Genomic DNA, 19,542 nt, shown 5'->3' on the forward strand with positions numbered 1-19,542 from the left:
GAAACTGGAAAGGCTGTGTCCCTGGATCTCGGGAGTTCTGGCAACACGGGAAGCTACCGCGGAAGGGTTTTTCGCTACACGCCACTGCTGCGCATACAGTGCCGTTAGTATCCCCGCCGCCTCCATTGCCAGATGTCTGCCGTGTACGATCAGATTGATCATTCGGTATCTCCGGATTGGCACCACGGATTCTTTTTCAGCTGGACTTACCCCTTCTCGAGCGAACCCTCGTATGTCCGCCCCTTACTTTTTGTCGGTTTTCCGATAGCTCCACCAGTATAGGTCATGGGCAAAATGAAATGCCTGGTTTGCATGTATTTTCTGCCACCGGCGTTTACGCGTACGGAAAAAAAATCTATGCAAGTTCCGCCATCTGTAGCACGTTTACGACATCCACCGTATCGCCTGTTTTTTATTCGTTTAATTATGCGCAGCCGGGCTGCGACGCATAACGCATAACATATAGGACCAACACCGCGCGGCGGAGATGGCACGCTGCCACGCAGCTCGCACCGCGCTCGCGGGTCACGCGCCGCCATCTCCTTTAACAACTCTAATAACAGATTTCAATAAATCCGCACACCAAATTGCCGCGAATTTAAGCAATTGGTTTGATCCCAATCAAATTTGCGCGAATGAGATTTATTGGCAAACCGATGATCGTCGAAACCGATCGTTTTGGCGGCCGTGCACGAATCCGTTTGAGCGCGTGGTCAATCGCTCAATACGGCGGCGGGCGATGGCGGAATTGGAAAAGAATTGGCGCTTCTGGACGGACGGCGCAACCCGTTCGAATCGATTCAATACAAAAAGCGACGGCGCCGGTTGCAACCGGCGCCGCGTATTTTTCAACCACGCGCAATGCGAAGCGCGCAGTCCTACCGCGCCCGCACCGCGCCGTGCGATGCGGCGCGGCGAACGCCCGCACTCCGCGCGTCGCTAGATATCGAGCCGCGTGACCTTGGTGCCCGCGAGCGACAGATCCGCCATCAGGCCGGTATTGGTCAGCACCATCGCAACGACCTGCGATGACACCGAGTTCGAGTCGATCGCGCCGTTCGCGCCGACCTTCACGAGCGATACCGCGACATCGCCGCCCACCGACCAGCCCGCCGAGTTCTGGAATTTCTGCAGCGCGTCTGCCGTCATGAACAGGAAGATCACCGCGGTCGATTGCGCGCCCGCCTGCAGCCCGAACGACGCGGCCGCGGTGCTGTAGTAGCCGACCGTCGTGCCGTGCACCCGCAACGCGCCCTCGCCGTACTCGGCGCCGACAATGAACGCGGCCTTCTTCACGTCGGGAAACACCAGCACCCCCTGCGCTTTATCGACGAGTTCTCTCGAACCCTGCACCGTGCCGAACAGACGCGACAGCGTACCGTCGACCGCGGCATCGATCGCCTGCCGTTTCGAGGCATTGGTCTCCGGGGTCTTGCCGCTTCCCGGCGTCATCGTGCAGCCCGCCAGCGCGAGATTCGCGGCGATGGTGGACAACGCGAGGGTTTGCACAAAGTTCCGTCTGTTCACCGTCGACCTCCGTTCTGGTTATGTGACGACGCGCCGGTGCGTGCGACCGGTGCCGCCTGGCATGTTTGCAGTCTCATGATGTCATCGCCCGCCGTCGCGGCCATCGGACCTTGGTCTTACAGCCAGCGCCGGATGCGAAGCGGACGCACCGCGCAAGTTGCCCGAGCCGCCCCGCCCGGCGCTATTGGACCAAGGTCGTATGGTCTTGTGCGCAGCGGCGTCGTACCCTGGATACGAGCGCCGGATCATGGCCCGGTTGCGCGCATCCATTGGAGACACCCAAATGACCAGCAAAACGTCGGACAACGAAGCGTCGACGAAAGAAGAGCGCTCGCTTTCGGGGAAGGCGTACCGCAAGGCGCTATTCGACCTGCACGTGGAACTCGTCAAGCTGCAGGAGTGGGTGGTGCAGACCGGCGCCAAGGTCTGCATCGTGTTCGAGGGACGCGACGGCGCCGGCAAGGGCGGCACGATCAAGGCGATGACCGAACGCGTCAGCCCGCGGGTGTTCCGGGTGGTCGCGCTGCCCGCGCCGAGCGAGCGCGAGAAAAGCCAGATGTACATGCAGCGCTACGTGCCACATCTGCCGGCCGCCGGCGAAGTGGTGATCTTCGATCGCAGCTGGTACAACCGCGCGGGCGTCGAACGGGTGATGGGCTTCTGCTCCGAGGCGGAGGTGACAGCGTTTTTCAAGGCGGTGCCGCTGGTCGAGCGGGCAATCGTCGAGTCCGGCATCATCCTGCTCAAATACTGGCTGGAGGTCAGCGCGGACGAGCAGACGCGGCGGCTCGAAGCGCGCATTCACGATGGTCGCAAGACGTGGAAGCTGACCGACATGGATCTGAAGTCGTACAGCCGCTGGTACGACTACTCGCGCGCGCGCGACGCGATGTTCGCCGCGTCCGACACCGATTATGCTTCGTGGTACGTAGCGGATTCGAACGACAAGCGGCGCGCGCGGCTGAACATCATCAGCGACATGCTGAGCCGGGTACCTTACAAACAGATGCCGCGCAAGAAGGTGACGCTGCCGAAGCGGCAGAAGGCGGAGGGCTATACGCCGCCGGACTATCCGTTTAAATACGTGGCCGAGCGGTTTTGATGCGGCGACGGTCTTGACGCGGCAGCGGTTCTGATGCGGCGCTGGCGGCGGCGTCGGCTCACACTCAGGCTCGCCGACGTTTCTCACGCCACCGGCGCGCTATCCAGTTCGCATGCGCGGCGATGGCTGGCGAGCCAGTTGGTCAACTCGGCGGCGGACATCGCCTTCGCGTAATACCAGCCCTGCGCATACTGCACGCCCCTGTCGCGCAGCCACGCGGCCTGCGCCGCCGACTCCACGCCTTCCGCAACGAGTTCCACACCCAGTTCGTGAGCCATCGCGATGATATGCGGCGCGACCACGCTCGAAGCCGCGTCCTGCACGATCGTATCGACGAACGACTTGTCGATTTTCAACACGTCGACGCGGAAGCTCTGTAAATAGGAAAGGCTCGAATAGCCGGTGCCGAAGTCGTCTATATAGACCGGGTGCCCGGCCGCGCGGAACGCGGCAATCACGTCGCGGGTGGTGTCCGCGTTCAGAAAGCTGCGCTCGGTCGCCTCGACCCGCAGCTGCGCCGGCGCAATACCGGTGCCGGCGAGCGATGCGGTGAGCCGGTCGAGGAACCGGCGGCTGCCCAGATCGTCGCAGCTGACGTTGATCGATACGTAGAACGATGGATTCGCGCGCAGCAACGGACCCAGTTGCGCGAGCGTCTGTTCGAGCACGAGATCGGTCAACGGCTCGATCAGCCGGTTCTGCTCGGCGACCCGCACGAACACCTCCGGCGAGATCACGCGGCCGTTCTGGGTCCAGCGCACCAGCGCCTCCACGCCGACGCACTGGCCGTCGGCGAGCCGCATGATCGGTTGATAAACGACCTCGATCCGGCGCCGCGCGATCGCCCATTCGAGCCGGGCGACGAACGACAGCTGTCGCGACACGCGCCGGTAGGCGAGCCAGCCGAGCACCCCGCCGGCGGCCACGCCGATGGTCAGCCAGCCGGCGAGCAGCTTCGGCCAATCGCCGGCGGCGCTGCTGCGCGGCGATTTCACGACCACCGCGAGCGGCTGGGTCGGCGAGCGGGTGACCGCGTAATTCCAGTTGGCGCTTTGCGCGTTGTCGCCGTTTTTCCACACGCGGAGCATCTCGTCCGGATCGGTCCCGGTCGACACCGCGAGCAGCGTGCCCGACGGAATGTGGATGACCGCGATCGGGCGGCGGGCCGGATCGATCAGGTCGACAAACGAAGCCGGATCGATCGAAACGTAGTGGCCGTCGTGGCCGATCAGGATGTCCTTGCGCGCGTCGCTGAGCGGACTCTGGCGCTGGAACCACAACAAATAGCCGTCGGTGCCGCGGTAATCCGGCGGCGGCAGGCCCAGCTCGCCCTGCTCGGCGCCAGTCAGCAGCGGCGAGCACAGGTAGTAGCCGTTCGCGTAGGCGCCGGCGTCCTGCACAAAGCGGTAGTTGTAGATGACGCGGGCGGTCTGTTCGAGGTTCTCCGGCGAACAGGGCATGCCGGGCTCGCGGTTCAGATCGGCCAGCGCGGCGAGCACCTGATAGGCGACCATCTCCGCGCGGATCGTGGCTTTTTCGGCGAGATCGTGAAGTTCGACCCGGTCGCGCCGCTCGACGTCGCGGTGCGCGACGTACAGACTCGTGAGCACCGGGCCGATGGTCGCGACGCAACCGAGGGCTATCGAAGCGGTAATCAGCGTGATGCGCTTGATCATTTCGAAGCCCGTTGCGCGAGCGCGCGCACGACTGCGGGTGAATGGCGGGATGCGCGGTGAGGGTCGCGCTGCAAGCCGCCCCAAACGTTCGGGATGCCGAACGTCAGACAAAAGAATACTCGGGTTTTGCGGGGGGGTTCAATGGAATTGCAACGGCGACATTGGTAGTTCGTGGTTGCCAGGTCACCGCGGGCAGACGAACCCGTCATTTATTGTCAAATGAAAGGTTTCTCATTCGATATGCATCATCGCAAAACTCGAACTGTGATCTACTCGCGCACCAACCGTAATTCAATAAAGTCGATTTGAGGGAGGTTTTATATGCCGATCCCCGCGCACATGTGGCTCAAAGATGATGGCGGTGCAGACATCCTCGGTTCGTCGTCCGTTCAGGATCGCCAGGGCAGCATCGAAATTATCAGCTTTGGACACGGCGTGAACCTGCCGGTTGATGCGGCTAACGGGAAAATCACAGGCGCACGTGCGCACTCGCCGATTGCGTTAGAGAAGGAATTCGATCGCGCGACGCCATATCTTTATAAAGCCGTCGCGACGGGTCAGACACTGCAATCGGTGGCACTACCTCGACGGCAATATCAAATACACCGATTCATGGAATGAGCGCGGATAGGGGGCACGACGATGGCTCTCACGGGAAGATTTCTGATTGATAACCAGTGGCTCTCACCGCTCACTTTCGATGGTGTCGGTACATTCAACGCCTACTCGGGCAATGATCAATACCGCAATCGCGGCGGCTGCACGATGGTGCCCAACAATGGCCCGCTGCCCGCAGGTAAATACTGGATCGTGCCGCGGCCCACTGGGGGTGTCGGTTCCGCGCTCATCACGTGGTTTAAAGATGAATGGAATTTCTACACGCCGAGTCCGTCCGATCACTTTGAATGGTTCGCGCTGTATCGCGATGACGAAAAAATTGACGATCACACCTGGATTAATGGCGTGATGCGCGGCAACTTCCGGTTGCACCCGGCTGGTGGCCACGGTCTTTCACTTGGCTGCATTACCCTACCGAGCCGCACTGAGTTTCTGCGAATCCGTTCGGCGCTGTTGCGCACAGCGACCATCCCTGCCGGTAAGTCGGGGATTAAAGCATAAGGATCAATTGAGGTTATCTCGTATGGCAACGCCTGCCCGTAAGGGCTCCCGGGTTGTGCTCTTTCTGGTGCTGTGTGGCCTGTCATTTATCTGTGTGCGCCCGCTTCACTATGAGTGGTCACAGGCGGAAACGCGCGCATGGCTGTATACATCACAGGCCCTAGGGATTCGCGATCCCGAAGATTTGTATATCGGGGTGTGGCTGACGATCGAGCTACTGGTCGCGACAGCTGTCTACCTCGCAATTACCAACATCTGGCGGTACTGGCTGCGCTGCCGTTCGCGTGCCTGATGACAGCAGAACGAGACCCGCATAGCGCGAGTCTTTTTTTGCCCCCGCTGTCGCGTAACGCCGCGCTGAGCCCTCTTAGCACACCGAGGTTGGAAACAATCCGTATTCGGCGAGGTCGCGCCGAAGTTGCGGCGCCGTTGTAGAAATTACTTGCGCCTGCCGACCGAAGCGTCCGATGCAAATCGCGGGAACGGGAAATGCGCGGCTATCGGATAGCCGAACGGATTCCACCTCATCGCGCGGCGACCCGCGCATCGATGTATCGGACTACCGGCGGCGATCGCCGGTCACCGTCGGGGCCGTTGCCGCATGCATACCGCAAGCGAGCCGGCCTGACGCCACTTAGTCAGGAAATCTTATGAAATCAGCTCTCTACCGCGGGCTTCTGGCAAGCGCATTTGCGCTAGCTCTCGCAGCGACCTGTGCGGGCTGCAAACCATCCGATAAGGCGGGCGGCCCGGCCAACGCCGATTCAGCGGCAAGCAGTGCGCCGTCCGCCGCCAGCCATTGACAACCGCGCGACTCGCGGCGCAGGCCGGCAGGCGGCAGGGCAGATAACTTAGCCCGCCGCGTGTGCGCGCGTGGACGGGGCGTCCCCGTCCAGGCGCGACTCTTCTGCCGCCCCGCTTACTTTTCCGGCAACGCGTAGGCAATGATGTAATCGCCGAGCTTGGTCCCAAACGAGCCGTGACCGCCGGCGGCAATCACGACGAACTGCCGCCCGTTGACCGAATAGCTCATCGGCGTGGCCTGCCCGCCGGCGGGCAGACGCGCCTGCCACAACAGTTGGCCGTTGTTGACGTCGAAACCGCGAATATAGTTATCCGCGGTCGCGCCGATAAACGCGACGCCGCCCGCCGTGATGATCGGGCCGCCGAGCATCGGCATCCCCATCCTGAACGGCAACGGCAGCGGCGAGCTGTCCCGCACCGTGCCGATCCGCTGTTTCCACACGATCTGGTTGGTGCGCAGATCGATCGCGGAAATAAAGCCCCACGCCGGCTGTTTGCACGGCAGGCCGAACGGCGACAGGAACGGGTTCAACGTGACGCCGAACGGCACGCCGTATTGCGGCTGAATCCCCGTTTCGGTGCCCGAACCTTTCGCGCCCGGCTGCGGTTCGATCGGATTGCCCGGACCGCGCGGCACCAGCCGCGACACGAACGGCAGCGCGATCGGATTGGCGATCGCGATCTGCCGGTCGGTATCGACCGCGATGCCGCCCCACTCGAACATCCCGAGATTGCCCGGGAATACCAGCGTGCCCTGCACCGACGGCGGCGTGAACGTGCCTTCGTAGCGCAGCTTGTGGAACATGATCCGGCAGACGAGCTGGTCGTACATCGTCGCGCCCCACATGTCGGCATCGGTGAGATTCTTCGACGGCCGGAACGTCAACCCGGAAAACGGCTGGGTCGGCGACACATGATCGCCCGGCGCCGCCCCCTGCGGGACCGGACGCTCGGGCGCCGGCACCACCGGCGCGCCGCTGCGGCGGTCGAGCACGAACAGGTTGCCGGTCTTGGTCGGCACGTACACGACCGGCACCGCGTTGCCTTTCGCGTCGGTAATGTCGGCGAGCGTCGGTTGCGCCGGCACATCCATGTCCCACAGATCGTGGTGCACCGTCTGATAGAACCACGCCAGTTTGCCGGTCGATGCATGCAGCGCCAGCAGGCCGCTCGCGAAGCGCTCCTGCTCCGCCGTGCGATTGCCGCCCCAGATGTCCGGCGTGGTTACGCCCATCGGCAGATACACGAGATCGAGCTGCGGATCGTACGCGGCCGGCGCCCACGAGTTCGGCGACGTCAGCGTGTAGTGGCCGCCTTCCGGCGGATTCAGATTCGGGTCTTTCGCGCCCGGGTCGAACACCCACAGCAGTTCGCCGGAGCGCACGTCGAAGCCGCGAATCACGCCGGACGGTTCGCGCGTCGAATAGTTGTCCTCGACCGCGCCGGCGACGACGATCACGTTGTTCGTGATGACCGGCGGCGAAGTCGGCTCGTACATGCCCGGTGTGGTCACCGGCTGGCGATGCTGGAGGTCGAGGTCGCCGTCGCGGGCGAAGCCTTTGCACAGCTCGCCGGTGTCGGCGTCGAGCGCGTACAGGTGGCCGTCGTTGACCGGCAGGTAGATGCGGCGCATGCACGATCCGGCGTTCGCAGCTTTCGCGGCGGCGGTGGTCGCTGCGGGCGCGGATGCTGGTTGCCCGGCGGACCCGGCGGGCGCCGCGGCCGATGCCGCCTGCTGGTCCGCTGCCGCAGCAGATGCCGCCTGCTGGTCCGGCGCCGCAGCAGATGCGCCCGATGCGTCAGCAGCAGCCGGCGCGGCGCCCGCCGCCGACAGATCGACAAACGACACGCCACGGCACGTCACATGCTGGAACGACGGATCGGTCTTAAGCTTGGGATCGAACTTCCATTTCAGCTTGCCGGTCCGCGCGTCCAGCGCCCACAGGATCTGATGCGGCGAACACAGGAACAGCGTCTCGCCGATCTTGATCGGCGTGACTTCGTTGGTGATCTCGACCGGATCGTTCGGCCCTTTGAGATCGCCGGTGCGGAAGGTCCATGCGACCTGCAGGTCCCTTACGTTGGCGGGCGTGATCTGGGTCAGCGGCGAATAGCGGGTGCCGGCCTGGGTGCGCGCATAAGCGGGCCAGTCGGCGGCGCTGTCGCCGGTCTCGGCGGGACCCGCCGACGCCGCGGCGAAGCTGCCGTTGACCGTCTGCGGATCGTTGAAGTGCGCGTAGACCAGCACGCCGGCCCACACGGCCAACGCGACGACCAGCGAGCCGATGCCGAGCCCGCGCGCGCCTTCCATCCGCCAGCTGACCAGCAGCAGAAGCCACACGCCGAACACGACCAGCACGCCGGAGCGCGGCGCCAGCGCCCAGAAGTCGGAGCCCGACTCCCACAATCCCCACACCGCGGTGGCGATCAGCACGAGCGCATACAGCACCAGCGCGGCAGGCTGGCGCCGATGCAGCAACCACGTGACGACCGCGAGCACCAGCCCCGTGATCAGGTAGTACCACGAACCGCCTATCGCAATCAGCCATGCCCCGCCGATCACCAGGTACAACGAAGTGAGCGCGAGGAACACGAGTGAGATGACGCCGACGACTGCTGACCACCTGGACTGTCTCGACATAATGAACTTCCACCCTTGACAAAAAAACGTGAGCGCATCGTGAGCAAAGCATGAGCCCGGACGGCGCGGATCGCTGAACCTATGCATCCCGCTTACGGGCTGCAAATAGCGCTATCGGCGAGGCCGATGTGTGACCGTTGTATTCTGCGAGACCGAACGTGTCAAGTTTGCCGAGCTCGTGTGTCGGCCTTGTGGTGGTCATGAAAGGCGCGTGCCGCGCTGGCAATTCGTAATGGTTGCGGCGCCCTATCACCGCGAATCGTTAGCTTTCCTTTCGATTTAATTCGAGCGCTGGCTTGCAGTCTAATTGCAGCGCCGCGCGCGTGTCGTACCGTTTCAAACAGCGTCACGCTCAATCACGCTCAACGCCGCAACTCGGCCACGATCCGTTCGGCCAGAAAATCGCACGGCGGCCGCTTCGACGCGGCGCTGCGCGCAAGCACGACTTCGAGACTGCCGATCTCCGGCAAGCCATGCGCCTGCCCCAGCAGCGTGAAGTGAGAAGGCACCGCGCATTTGGCCAGCGGCGTGATCGCGAGTCCGGCTTCGGCCATCGTCAGCAGCCCGAGCAAGCTCGGACTTTCATACGAGGTCCGGTAGCTGATGCGCGCCTGTTCGAGGCTGTGGATCGCCTTCTCGCGTGCGACGCTGCCCGGCAGAAACACCGCGATCGGCAACGGTCGCTCGCGCCAGATCTCGGTCTCGCCGGGCGCGGCCGCCCACACCATCGGCTCGTGACGCAAAAACTCGCCGTGCAGCCCCTTGACCCGCGTCGCGCAGACGAGGTCGACCGTGCCCTCCTTGAGCATCGGTTGCAGCGCGACGCTGGGCAGGCCGATCACCTGGATCTCGACCTTCGGATAGGTGGCCGAGAATTTCTTCAGGATCGGCGGGAACAGCGACGACGCGTAATCGTCGGGCACGCCGATCACCACGCGGCCCGTCACGTCCGGGCGCACCACCGCCGCCCACGCTTCGTCACGCAGCGCGAGCATCCGGCGTGCATAGGTGAGCAGCACCTCGCCTTCCTGGGTCGGCACCACGCTGCGCGGATGACGGATGAACAGCGTCTTGCCGAGCACCGTCTCCAGCGCGCGGATCTGCATGCTCACCGCCGACTGCGACCGGTGCACCAGTTTGGCCGCGCCGCTGATCGTGCCGGCGTCGGCGACGGCGACCATCATCGACAGCACATCGAGGTCTAAGGCTCTGATTTCAGTTGGCATTCTGGCGATCTATCAGAAAACCTGAACGATACCATCAAAATTATGCGATTCTCATTGTGGTTGCGGTGCAGCATAGTGTCGAAAAGGAAATCCCCACGATGAACGCACGCACCCCGCACTCCACCCTAGCTCTCGCCGGCGCCGACTCGATGCCGTCGTTCGTGACGACCGCTTCGAGCCTGTCGGTGCCGTACGTCGAGTCCGGCCAGGGCGAACCGATGGTGTTCATCCACGGTTCGTTGTGCGATTACCGCTACTGGGACCCGCAGCTTGCATCGCTGGGCGAACAGTTCCACTGCTTCGCGCCGAGTCTGGGCCACTACTGGCCCGAAGCCGATGCGTACGGCCGCGACGAGTTCAGCTGGGAAGCGCACGTCGCCGAAGTCGCCGAGTTCATCGTCGCGCTCGACCTCGCGCCCGTGCATCTGGTCGGCCACTCGCGCGGCGGCTGCGTCGCGTTTCACCTCGCGCGCGAATTTCCGCGCCTCGTCAAGACGCTGACGCTGGCCGATCCCGGCGGCCCGCTGCAATCGCCCGCACAGCACACGCCGGCCACGATGCCGGCGGCCACCAACGCGCTGCGCGCGCGCGTCGCGGAATTGGTCCACCAGGGCGAGTTCGACACCGGCCTGCAGATGTTCGTCGATTCGGTCAGCATGCCGGGGTTCTGGCAAAAGAGCAGCGAAAGCTTCCGCCGCATGGCGCTCGACAACGTGCTGACGCTGCCCAAGCAGTTCTGCGATCCGCTGCCGCCGTACACGCAGGAAGCCGCGCGCGACATCAAGTGCCGCACGCTGCTGATCGACGGCCAGAAGAGTCCGCGCATGTTCCGCAACAACGTCGACAAACTCGAACAATGGATCGAGTTCGCCGAGCGCGAGACGATCACCGGCGCGTCGCACGGGATGAATGTCGCGAACCCCGGCGCGTTCAATCGCGCGCTGAAGGCGTTTGCCGGCTAATACCGCGCACGTCGATTCTCACGACGCCTACCGCAAAAAGAAGCCCGCGTCTTCCGCCACTCGCGGCGCAACGTATTGCTCCGACCACTCCAGCCACGCTCGGGTTTTAGCGTTGAGAAACTGCCGCGACGGCAGCAGCGCATACACGCCGATATCGGGTGAGCGCCATTGCGGCAGCACCCGCATCAAGCGTCCCGCACGCACGGCGTCGATCACCGTGAACAGCGGCAGCAGCGTAATGCCTGCGCCTCGCAGCGCGACATCCAACAGCATGTCGGGCGTATCGGCAATGAGCTGGCCTCTGAGATCGAGCTGATGAGCCGCCCCGGAACGGTCGACGAGATTCCATTCCGGCCGTACCGATGGATTCACGAGGCGCAGTATCGAATGATTTCCAAGCTGGTCCGGTGAGCGCAGCTTGCGATGCTTCGCCAGGTATTCCGGCGCCGCGCATAACACCGAAAACGTCGTGCCGAGCCGCCGCGCGACCAATCCCGAGTCGGCCAGCGACTCCGCCAGATACAAACTGACATCGACGCCCCGCGCGAGCAGATCCGGCACGTACTGCGACGTGCTGTATTCGACCGTCAGCTGCGGAAAGCGCGCGCAAAAATCGCCCATCATCGGCGCCACGTAGCGCTGGCCGAAGTTGACCATGCACTGAACTCTGAGCCGGCCGTGCGGGACGGTGGACTGCCCCGCCACTTCCGCTTCGGCCTCTTCGATCAGCGCCAGCACCTCGCGGCAACGGTCGGCATAGTCGGCGCCGGCGTCGGTCAGCGCGCGCTGCCGCGTCGAACGCTGCAGCAGTTTCGCGCCGAGCCGCTTTTCGAGGTCCGTCACGAGACGCGACACCTGCGCGGTGGTCAGGTCCATCTGCTGCGCCGCGGCCGTGAAGCTGCCGCTGTCGATTACCCGTAAAAACGCCCGCATCGCATGCAGCAGGCCGCCATCGAGATTTTTACGCACAATACAAATATCCTTTTCTTTCCATCTTATTGTTGCATAGGGCGCAGAAAATCAGAATCGGGTTTTGCTCCGACGAGGTCAGCATGCGCAGCGACACGATTGCCCCCACCAGCCTCACAGGAGGGTCCCTCGGACCCTTCGCGCTTCTCGCGATGCCGCCGTTGTTATGGGCCGGCAATTTCATTGTCGGACGCGCATTGCGCACGGATGTCCCACCGATGACCCTCGCGTTCGCCCGCCATCTGCTCGCACTGGTGTGCGTGCTGCCGTTCGCATGGAACGCGATGCTGCGCGACGCCGGCCGTCTGTGGCAAGCACGCTGGCTCGTGGTCCGCACGTCGCTGACCGGCCTTGCCGGCTTCAATCTGTGCGTGTACGCGGGTCTGCATTCGACCGCGGCGTCGAACGCGCTGCTTCTGAACTCGACGATCCCGGTCCTGATCGCGCTGCTCGGTGCGGCGTTTTACAGGCAGCGGCTCGGCGCGACGCAATGGTGCGGCATGCTGGTGTCGAGCATCGGCGTGCTGACGATCATCGCGCACGGCGAAATCGGCCGGCTCGTGAGCCTGCAGTTTTCGTCGGGAGACCTGACGGTCTTTTTCGGCATGGTGCTGTTCGCGCTGTACTCGCTGTGGCTGCGACAGCTACCCGCGAAACTGAATCCGATGGGACTGCTCGGCTGGCAGCTGGTGGTCGCGGCCGCCGCGTTGTTGCCGTGCTTCGGATGGGAATATGCGAGTGGGCATCGTGCCCAATGGCACCTCGCTTCGCTGGCGGGGATCGGTTATGTCGCCGTATTCACGTCGGTATTCGCGACGTTCCTGTACACGTCGGGGGTCGCGAAGGTGGGTCCGGCGCGCGCCGGACTTTTCATCCATCTGATCCCCGTCTACGGTGCGATTCTGTCCAGGGTGCTGCTCGGCGAAACCATCCAGCTGTACCACGTGGCCGGGATCGCGGTGATCATTCTCGGCCTGCTGTGCGCGAACATGCGCCGCTCGCACGCGGCGCGACCGGCCGCGCAACCCGCCGCGCGACCCGCCGCGACCCCGCGGTGACGCTCAAAGCGTCATCACCATCTCATGCCACGCCATTCCGCCGTGGTCGGACTCAGAAGGCCGCACATACTGATAGCCGAACTTCCTATACAGATCGACGTGGCGGTCCTTGCACATCAGGTGGATGGTCGCTTTACCCATCGCGCGCATCTGTTCGATGAACTTGCGCATCAACAGACTCGCATAGCCCTTCCCCTGCTCGGCGGGATCGAGCACCACCGACATGATCACCACGTTGGGCGCGGCCGCATCGTGGCCGACCAGTTCCTTGAACGCCTCGTCCGACATGACGACGTCGTACGCGCAGCCCGAATTGATGAAGCCGACCACCCGGCCGTCGATCTCCATCACGAGGAAACCCTGCGGATACTGCGCGATGCGGGTCGCGATCTTTTCGCGGGTCGCCGCCTCGTCGCCCTCATAGGCGGAAATTTCGATCTGGTAGCAGCGGTCGACGTCGATCGGCTGTGCGTTGCGAAAGTGGATGGCGTTGCTCATAGCTAGTCGTCGGCAGGCGAATTCGAACCCGTAATGATAGGGCACGCGCGCAGCCGCGCACTCGATATCACGGCCATCCTCTCCGCGGTTTGCATCGAGCCGGACACGCCGACAGCCCCACTTTGCCGCAAACCGCAATGCCCTATTCCAGACGTTATTCGCGATTTTGCTTTAAAATGTACCATCCAGTTAATTAGGCGATCGACCGATCGTTCGGGAATCTTCGGTATTCCATTGAGTCGCCACGCTACTGCTTGCCGTGGCGTGTCCGCGACTTAACCGATGGTGCCGTGCACGAACTCTTCCGTGCACGGGGAATGAGGAAACAATGTCAAAACAAACAACAGTTGAAAGGGCGTCCAATGGCGCCCGTATTGGGCTGCTGCTCGCCGGGCTCGTGCTCGTGCTGCTGGGCCTGTTCTTCGCGATCGGCGGCGGCATGCTGATCGCGCGCGGCGGCAGTTGGTATTACCTGCCGGCCGGCCTCGCGCTCTTCGTCGCAGGTATTCAACTCGCGCGCCGCCGCTCCAGCGCGTATGTGATCTACACGATTTTTCTGCTTGCCACCGCGCTGTGGTCGTTCTGGGAAGCCGGCTTCGAATTCTGGCCGCTGACCGCGCGACTCTTCATGTTCACCGTGATCGGCCTCGTCATGACGCCGCTCTTTCCGCTGCTGCGCGGCGGCGAAGGCAAGACGCCGGCGAAGGCGGCCGCCTGGGGTTTCGGCCTCGTGCTGCTGGCCTGCAACGTCGCGTTCGTCTGGGGCATGTTCATTCCTCACGGCCAATTCGGCACGGAAAGCGTGCCGCCGGTCGCGAGCAACAACGCGAATAACGCCGGCTCCAGCGACTGGACCGCGTACGGCCACTCGGCCGGCGGCGACCGCTTTGCGGGCGCGACGCAGATCAATCGCGACAACGTGAAGAACCTGCAGGTCGCGTGGACCTTCCGCACCGGCGACGTGCCGCTCAGTCCGGACGGCGGCGGCTCGGAAGATCAGCTCACGCCTTTGCAGGTCGGCCGCACGCTCTTCCTGTGCACACCGCACAACACGGTGATCGCCGTCGACGCCACCAGTGGCGCCGAAAAGTGGCGCCACGAGTTCCCGACCAAGACGACAGTCTGGGTGCGCTGCCGCGGCCTCGCGTATTTCGATAGCGCAAAGCCGCTGGTGCAGCCGACGGCCGCCGGTTCGACGCCGGTCGCCGCTGCCGACGCCCCGGCCGATCCGGCGATCTGCCGCCGGCGCATCTTCATGAACACGATCGATGCGAAGCTGGTCGCGCTCGACGCGGATACCGGCAAGCTGTGCGCCGATTTCGGCAAGGACGGAGTGATCGATCTGAAGGACGGTCTCGGCAAGGCGACGAGCCCGCTGTATCAGATGACCTCGGCGCCGACCGTCGCCGGCACCACCGTCGTGGTCGGCGGACGGGTCGCCGATAACGTGTCGCTCGACATGCCCGGCGGCGTGGTTCGCGGCTTCGACGTGATCAGCGGCCGGATGAAGTGGGCGTTCGATCCAGGCAATCCGGCGGACCGCAATGCACCGGCCGAAGGCAAGACCTTCACGCGCTCGACGCCGAACGTGTGGGCGCCGATGTCGTACGATCCGACCTCGAACATCGTGTTCATGCCGGTCGGCAACGCGGCGATCGATCTGTGGGGCGTCAAGCGCACCGCGCTCGACGAGTCGTACGGCGCGTCGATTCTCGCGCTCGATGCAACCACCGGCGCCGAGAAGTGGCACTTCCAGACCGTGCACCACGATCTTTGGGACTACGACGTACCGATGCAGCCGACCCTCGTCGACTTCCCGGTCGGCGACAAGCGGGTTCCGGCGCTGATCGTCGGCACCAAGATGGGTCAGCTGTTCGTGCTCGACCGTCTGACCGGCAAGCCGCTCACCGACGTGATCGAACATCGGGTCAAGCCCGCGACGATTCCGAACGAGCCGTATGCGAAAACGCAGCCGCTGTCGGTCGGCATGCCGCAAATCGGCGCGGACGTGCTGAAGGAATCGGACATGTGGGGCATGACGGCGATGGATCAGCTGATGTGCCGGGTGGTCTTCCGCGGGATGCGCTACGACGGCCTGTTCACCGCGCCGGATACCGACCGTTCGCTCAGCTTCCCCGGCTCGCTGGGCGGGATGAACTGGGGCGGGCTGTCCTACGATCCGAACTCGGGGATGGTGTTCTCGAACGACATGCGCCTGGGTCTGTGGGTACACCTCGTCAAGGAAGCGCAGCGCGGCGGCAGCTCGGACGGCAATGAAGCGGTCAATGCCGGGATGGGCGCGGTGCCGCTCGGCGGCACGCCGTACTCGGTGACCAAGGATCGCTTCTTCTCGCCGATCGGCATTCCGTGTCAGAAGCCGCCGTTCGGCTCGCTGACCGCGATCGATCTGAAGACCCGCAGCATCGCGTGGCAGGTGCCGCTCGGCACGGTGCGCGACAGTCGTCTGCATGGCGTGAAGATGTCGCTGCCGACTCCGGTCGGGATGCCGACCATCGGCGGCTCGCTCGCGACCGGCGGCGGCCTCGTGTTCTTCGCGGCCACCCAGGACTACTACCTGCGCGCGTTCGACAGCTCGACCGGCAAGGAAGTGTGGAAGGCCCGTCTGCCGGTCGGCAGCCAGGGCACGCCGATCAGCTATGTGATCGACGGCAAGCAGTACATCGTGATCTCGGCCGGCGGCGCGCGGCAATCGCCGGATCGCGGCGACTATGTGATCGCGTTTGCATTGCCTGACGGCAAGTAAGCGGGCGTTGGAGCGGATGCGGTGTTAATCGCCGCATCTGCCCCGCTGCATTAAACGAAGCCGGTGGCGCGAGCCGCCGGCTTTTGTTTAAGTGCGACGCACTCGACGCCTGGCAAGCCCACTTCGCTTTACTTCGCTTTATCCCGGCTTTCTCATCTCGTTGCTTGCGGCCCGACTGCCTGCCGAGCCATCGCAAGCCGTGAGTTCGACATCCATCGCTTAAGCATGAATCACTCTTTCCGAGCCGCCAAAGCGCTCATCAAGCGGCGCCATTTCCCGCAGCCAGGTTTGGCCGTCATCGCCGCGCTGCTCGCGATTCACGGGTCCACCGCCCATGCGCAAAGCAGCGTCACGCTATACGGCGCGATCGACAGCAGCGTCGAAATCACCAACCCCGGCGCCGGCTATGTCGCGCGAATGGACTCGGGCGCGTATCGCGGCTCGCGCTTCGGCGTGCGCGGCGCAGAGGATATCGGCAACGGCGCGAAAATCCTGTTCGATCTCGAGAACGGTTTCAATTCGACGAACGGCGGCTTCGCGGTCGCGAACACGATGTTCAACCGTCAGGCGTGGATCGGCGTGGGCACGCGCTACGGCACGGTGCGGATGGGCCGCCAGTACTCGCCGATCTACATTCCGTTCAAAGGCCAGCTCGATGCGTTCGGCGCGGGCACGCTCGCGTCGGGTCTCGACAATCTGTCGAAGATCACGCCGTACTTCAGCAATGCGGTCAGCTACCTGTCGCCGGAAATCCACGGTTTCTCGACCACGGTGATGACCTCGCTACGCGATGCCAACGACGGCGACGGCAACGGCCTCGCCGGTCACGTCGAAACCTTTACATGGCACGACGGACCGTTGCGCGTGTCGTACGCGCATCAACAGACGCACGGCAGCGGCGCGTTGCGCGCGAATCTCGGCGGCGTGTCGTACGCGTTCGGTCCGCTGACCGGCTTTCTTTCGTATTTCAATGGCGATGGCGGCACGCCGCGCTATCACAACGACGGCGTCTCGGTTTCCGCACGCTATGCGGTGAATCGCGCGTTGCGCGTGTCGCTCGGATACACGTATCTGCGCGACCGCTCCGGCGGCGACGACGATGCCGACCAGTACAGCGCCGCGTGCGAATACGATATGTCGAAAAATCTGCTGCTCTATGCGAGCGCGGGATGGCTGCACAATCGCGGCGCGGCGACGTTCACGCTCAAGGGCGTCAACGTCACCGGCCTGACGCCGTCGTGGCCCGGCGCGTCGGTAAGAGGGGTGCAGTTCGGGATGATCGAGCGCTTCTGAGCGGCGGCTTCCGCAAAGGGCCGCCGCGAGATTTCCGTCAGGCCCGCACCGGCGTACGCGAGCGCCGCTTCGCCGCAGCGGTGGACGCCGGAGCCGCCACCGGCTCCTGGGCAGTCGCCGCTACCGCCGCCGGCGACGGCCGTTTGAACAGCGGCGAACTCAGCGTCGCGGCGCCCATATCCGCCGCCGCGCTCAGCAGCGACGGCGCCAGTTCCTTCAGACGCGCTTCGGGCAAGCGGCTGGTCGGCCCCGCCAGACTGACGATCCCGACCACCTCGCCGGTCACCGGATTTTTCACCGGCGCCGCGATCGACGTCATCCCCGCCTCGTAAGTCTCGATCGCCACCCCGTAGCCGCGTTGCCGCGCGCCGTTTAGATCTTTCAGGAACTGCTGAATGGTTTTCGGCGCGCGCGGCGCGCTCACCGATTTCGGCGCGAGGCCGCCCTGCTTCGACACCAGTTCGATCGCCCGTTCGTCCGGCAACGTGGACAGCCACGCCTGGCCGCTCGCGGTGCAATGCAGCGGCGGCTGGCTGCCCATGTCCGGGTCGTAGCGCAGCCCCGACTTCGCGCCCTGCGCCTTGCCGACGAAGGTCAGGTGATCGTCCTCGACCACGCCGAGCCGCGCCAGCTCGCCCGACGACTCCGCCAGCCGGTCGAGCACCGGTTGCGAAATATCCGACACGCCGCTGGTCGACAGATAGATCAGCCCGAGCGACACCAGCTTCAGCGCCAGCATGTATTCGCCGTGATCCTCGTCCTGGCGCACGAAACCTTCGTCGATCAGCATCGCCAGCAGACGATGCGTGCCGCTGCGCGGAATGTTCAGCGTGTCCGCGATCTCCGCAAGCTGCATGCGGCCGCCGTTTTTCGCCAACAGTTCGAGTACCGCCAGCGCCCGCTCCAGATTGCCTGCCATATCGTTAATCTCATTCAAAACAGTCGAGACGCAAATGAGAACATGATTCCAGTGTGGAATTCAAGCGAAATCGTCTGCGCGGGCGGGCGCCGGAGTGCCTCCTCTAAAGCGGCGCGCTCAAGCGGTGACGCGGGCCTGTTCGAGCACCGCCAGCGTGGCCTCGCGCAGACGGCGCGCGCGCTGCAGCGCGTTTGCGGTCTTCGCCCATTGTTCGTTCGGCACTTCGATGCTGACCGGCAGATGATCGGGCAGCGCGCGCAGGATGCCGACCAGATCGAGACCGCCTTCGCCCGGCGTCATCCGCGCGCAGCGCGCCTGGTACAGCAGCGTGTCGACATCGGCCGGACGCTCGGCCGGCGCGTCGCAGAACTGCACGTAGCCGAAGTAGTCGCGCGGCAGCGCGCGCAGTTCGTCGAGCGACGAGCCGGCGCGGTCGAAGTGAATCGGATCGATGATCAGCCCGGTGTTTTTCTTGCCGCTCGCCTTCACGATGCGCGCGCCTTCGGTGATGTTCTTCACGTCGGTCCACGGCATCGGTTCGAGCGACGGGGTCAGCCCGAGCGGCGCGGCCAGTTCGCACAGCTGAGCGAGCCGCTCGGCGGTACGTGCCGCATCGGGATCGTTGCCGGCAACCAGGATGTAGCGCGCGCCGAGTTCGGCCGCGGTGTCGAGCATCGGCTTGTACGCGTTCACGTCGGTATCCGGCTTCAACCGCAGGATCTCCGCATCGAGCACACGCATGCCGGTGTCCTTCAACACCGCGAGCGTTTCGCGCTTCAGCACGGTATCGCCGACGATTTCATGGCGCACTTCGTGATCGGTCGCGGGCAGCAGGCGCAGGCCGACAAAGTCGTAGCCGGCGTCGACCGCGCACTGCACCATCTGCGGCGGCGACAGTTCGAGCACGGTCAACGCCGACAACGACAGCGCACGTGCGTTGGTCTGATTCATGATCTCTCCTGGTAGCGGTTCATTTCGTATTGC

General features: G+C 64.1%; 16 protein-coding genes. 8 read left to right on the forward strand and 8 right to left on the reverse strand.

The annotated features are described in order from the left end of the window. Positions 1–939 precede the first annotated feature (939 nt). Positions 940–1,527 (reverse strand): BPSL1445 family SYLF domain-containing lipoprotein, encoded by a 588-nt coding sequence (locus LJ656_RS08500; protein WP_329958833.1) that lies wholly within the window; start codon positions 1,525–1,527, stop codon positions 940–942. Between the two features lie 283 nt (positions 1,528–1,810). Between LJ656_RS08500 and ppk2 the strand changes: the two genes are divergently transcribed. Then, entirely contained in the window at positions 1,811–2,629 is an 819-nt protein-coding gene (gene ppk2, locus LJ656_RS08505; protein WP_230508821.1) for a polyphosphate kinase 2, read from the forward strand. An 83-nt stretch (positions 2,630–2,712) separates the two neighbouring features. On the opposite strand, the gene LJ656_RS08510 is transcribed toward ppk2, so the two are convergent. Further along, entirely contained in the window at positions 2,713–4,305 is a 1,593-nt protein-coding gene (locus LJ656_RS08510) for an EAL domain-containing protein (protein WP_230508822.1), read from the reverse strand. A 321-nt stretch (positions 4,306–4,626) separates the two neighbouring features. Here LJ656_RS08510 and LJ656_RS08515 point away from each other — a divergent pair, with 321 nt between their 5' ends. From LJ656_RS08515 to LJ656_RS08525, 3 genes are read left to right on the forward strand one after another with little or no spacing between them, the layout of a single operon-like run. Then, positions 4,627–4,926 (forward strand): Hcp family type VI secretion system effector, encoded by a 300-nt coding sequence (locus tag LJ656_RS08515; protein ID WP_230508823.1) that lies wholly within the window; start codon positions 4,627–4,629, stop codon positions 4,924–4,926. A gap of 21 nt (positions 4,927–4,947) precedes the next feature. After that, positions 4,948–5,424, forward strand: a complete 477-nt coding sequence (locus tag LJ656_RS08520; protein WP_230508824.1) for a DUF2778 domain-containing protein — start codon at positions 4,948–4,950, stop codon at positions 5,422–5,424. Between the two features lie 22 nt (positions 5,425–5,446). Beyond that, positions 5,447–5,716, forward strand: coding sequence for a hypothetical protein (locus tag LJ656_RS08525; RefSeq protein ID WP_230508825.1), 270 nt, complete (start codon positions 5,447–5,449; stop codon positions 5,714–5,716). 627 nt (positions 5,717–6,343) lie between these two features. Here LJ656_RS08525 and LJ656_RS08530 read toward each other — a convergent pair. Further along, the gene (locus LJ656_RS08530; protein WP_230508826.1) at positions 6,344–8,869 is read right to left on the reverse strand and encodes a glucose/quinate/shikimate family membrane-bound PQQ-dependent dehydrogenase; all 2,526 of its coding nucleotides are present in this window, start codon (positions 8,867–8,869) and stop codon (positions 6,344–6,346) included. Positions 8,870–9,231: 362 nt separating this feature from the next. Further along, positions 9,232–10,095 (reverse strand): LysR substrate-binding domain-containing protein, encoded by an 864-nt coding sequence (locus LJ656_RS08535; protein ID WP_230508827.1) that lies wholly within the window; start codon positions 10,093–10,095, stop codon positions 9,232–9,234. Positions 10,096–10,193: 98 nt separating this feature from the next. Here LJ656_RS08535 and LJ656_RS08540 point away from each other — a divergent pair, with 98 nt between their 5' ends. Beyond that, a complete protein-coding gene (locus tag LJ656_RS08540) occupies positions 10,194–11,057 on the forward strand; it encodes an alpha/beta fold hydrolase (protein ID WP_230508828.1) in 864 nt (287 codons plus the stop codon). 27 nt (positions 11,058–11,084) lie between these two features. Here LJ656_RS08540 and LJ656_RS08545 read toward each other — a convergent pair whose 3' ends face one another. Next, positions 11,085–12,026, reverse strand: a complete 942-nt coding sequence (locus LJ656_RS08545; protein ID WP_230508829.1) for a LysR family transcriptional regulator — start codon at positions 12,024–12,026, stop codon at positions 11,085–11,087. 152 nt (positions 12,027–12,178) lie between these two features. Here LJ656_RS08545 and LJ656_RS08550 point away from each other — a divergent pair, with 152 nt between their 5' ends. Continuing rightward, complete coding sequence (locus LJ656_RS08550; RefSeq protein ID WP_230508878.1) at positions 12,179–13,084, forward strand: DMT family transporter; 906 nt, start codon at positions 12,179–12,181, stop codon at positions 13,082–13,084. Between the two features lie 3 nt (positions 13,085–13,087). Here the strand turns inward: LJ656_RS08550 and LJ656_RS08555 are convergent, their stop codons facing one another. After that, a complete protein-coding gene (locus tag LJ656_RS08555) occupies positions 13,088–13,582 on the reverse strand; it encodes a GNAT family N-acetyltransferase (protein ID WP_230508830.1) in 495 nt (164 codons plus the stop codon). 328 nt (positions 13,583–13,910) lie between these two features. On the opposite strand from LJ656_RS08555, the gene LJ656_RS08560 reads away from it, so the two are divergent. Together LJ656_RS08560 and LJ656_RS08565 are read left to right on the forward strand one after the other, a co-directional pair. Then, positions 13,911–16,346: a membrane-bound PQQ-dependent dehydrogenase, glucose/quinate/shikimate family gene (locus LJ656_RS08560; protein ID WP_230508831.1), complete on the forward strand. Its 2,436-nt coding sequence runs from the start codon at positions 13,911–13,913 to the stop codon at positions 16,344–16,346. Positions 16,347–16,634: 288 nt separating this feature from the next. Continuing rightward, positions 16,635–17,639 (forward strand): porin, encoded by a 1,005-nt coding sequence (locus tag LJ656_RS08565; protein WP_230508832.1) that lies wholly within the window; start codon positions 16,635–16,637, stop codon positions 17,637–17,639. Positions 17,640–17,676: 37 nt separating this feature from the next. Here LJ656_RS08565 and LJ656_RS08570 read toward each other — a convergent pair whose 3' ends face one another. Continuing rightward, a complete protein-coding gene (locus LJ656_RS08570; RefSeq protein WP_230508833.1) occupies positions 17,677–18,558 on the reverse strand; it encodes an IclR family transcriptional regulator in 882 nt (293 codons plus the stop codon). 117 nt (positions 18,559–18,675) lie between these two features. Further along, positions 18,676–19,509: a sugar phosphate isomerase/epimerase family protein gene (locus tag LJ656_RS08575; protein WP_230508834.1), complete on the reverse strand. Its 834-nt coding sequence runs from the start codon at positions 19,507–19,509 to the stop codon at positions 18,676–18,678. Positions 19,510–19,542 lie beyond the last annotated feature (33 nt).

The organism is Paraburkholderia sejongensis (assembly GCF_020880815.1).
Lineage (GTDB): Bacteria > Pseudomonadota > Gammaproteobacteria > Burkholderiales > Burkholderiaceae > Paraburkholderia > Paraburkholderia sejongensis.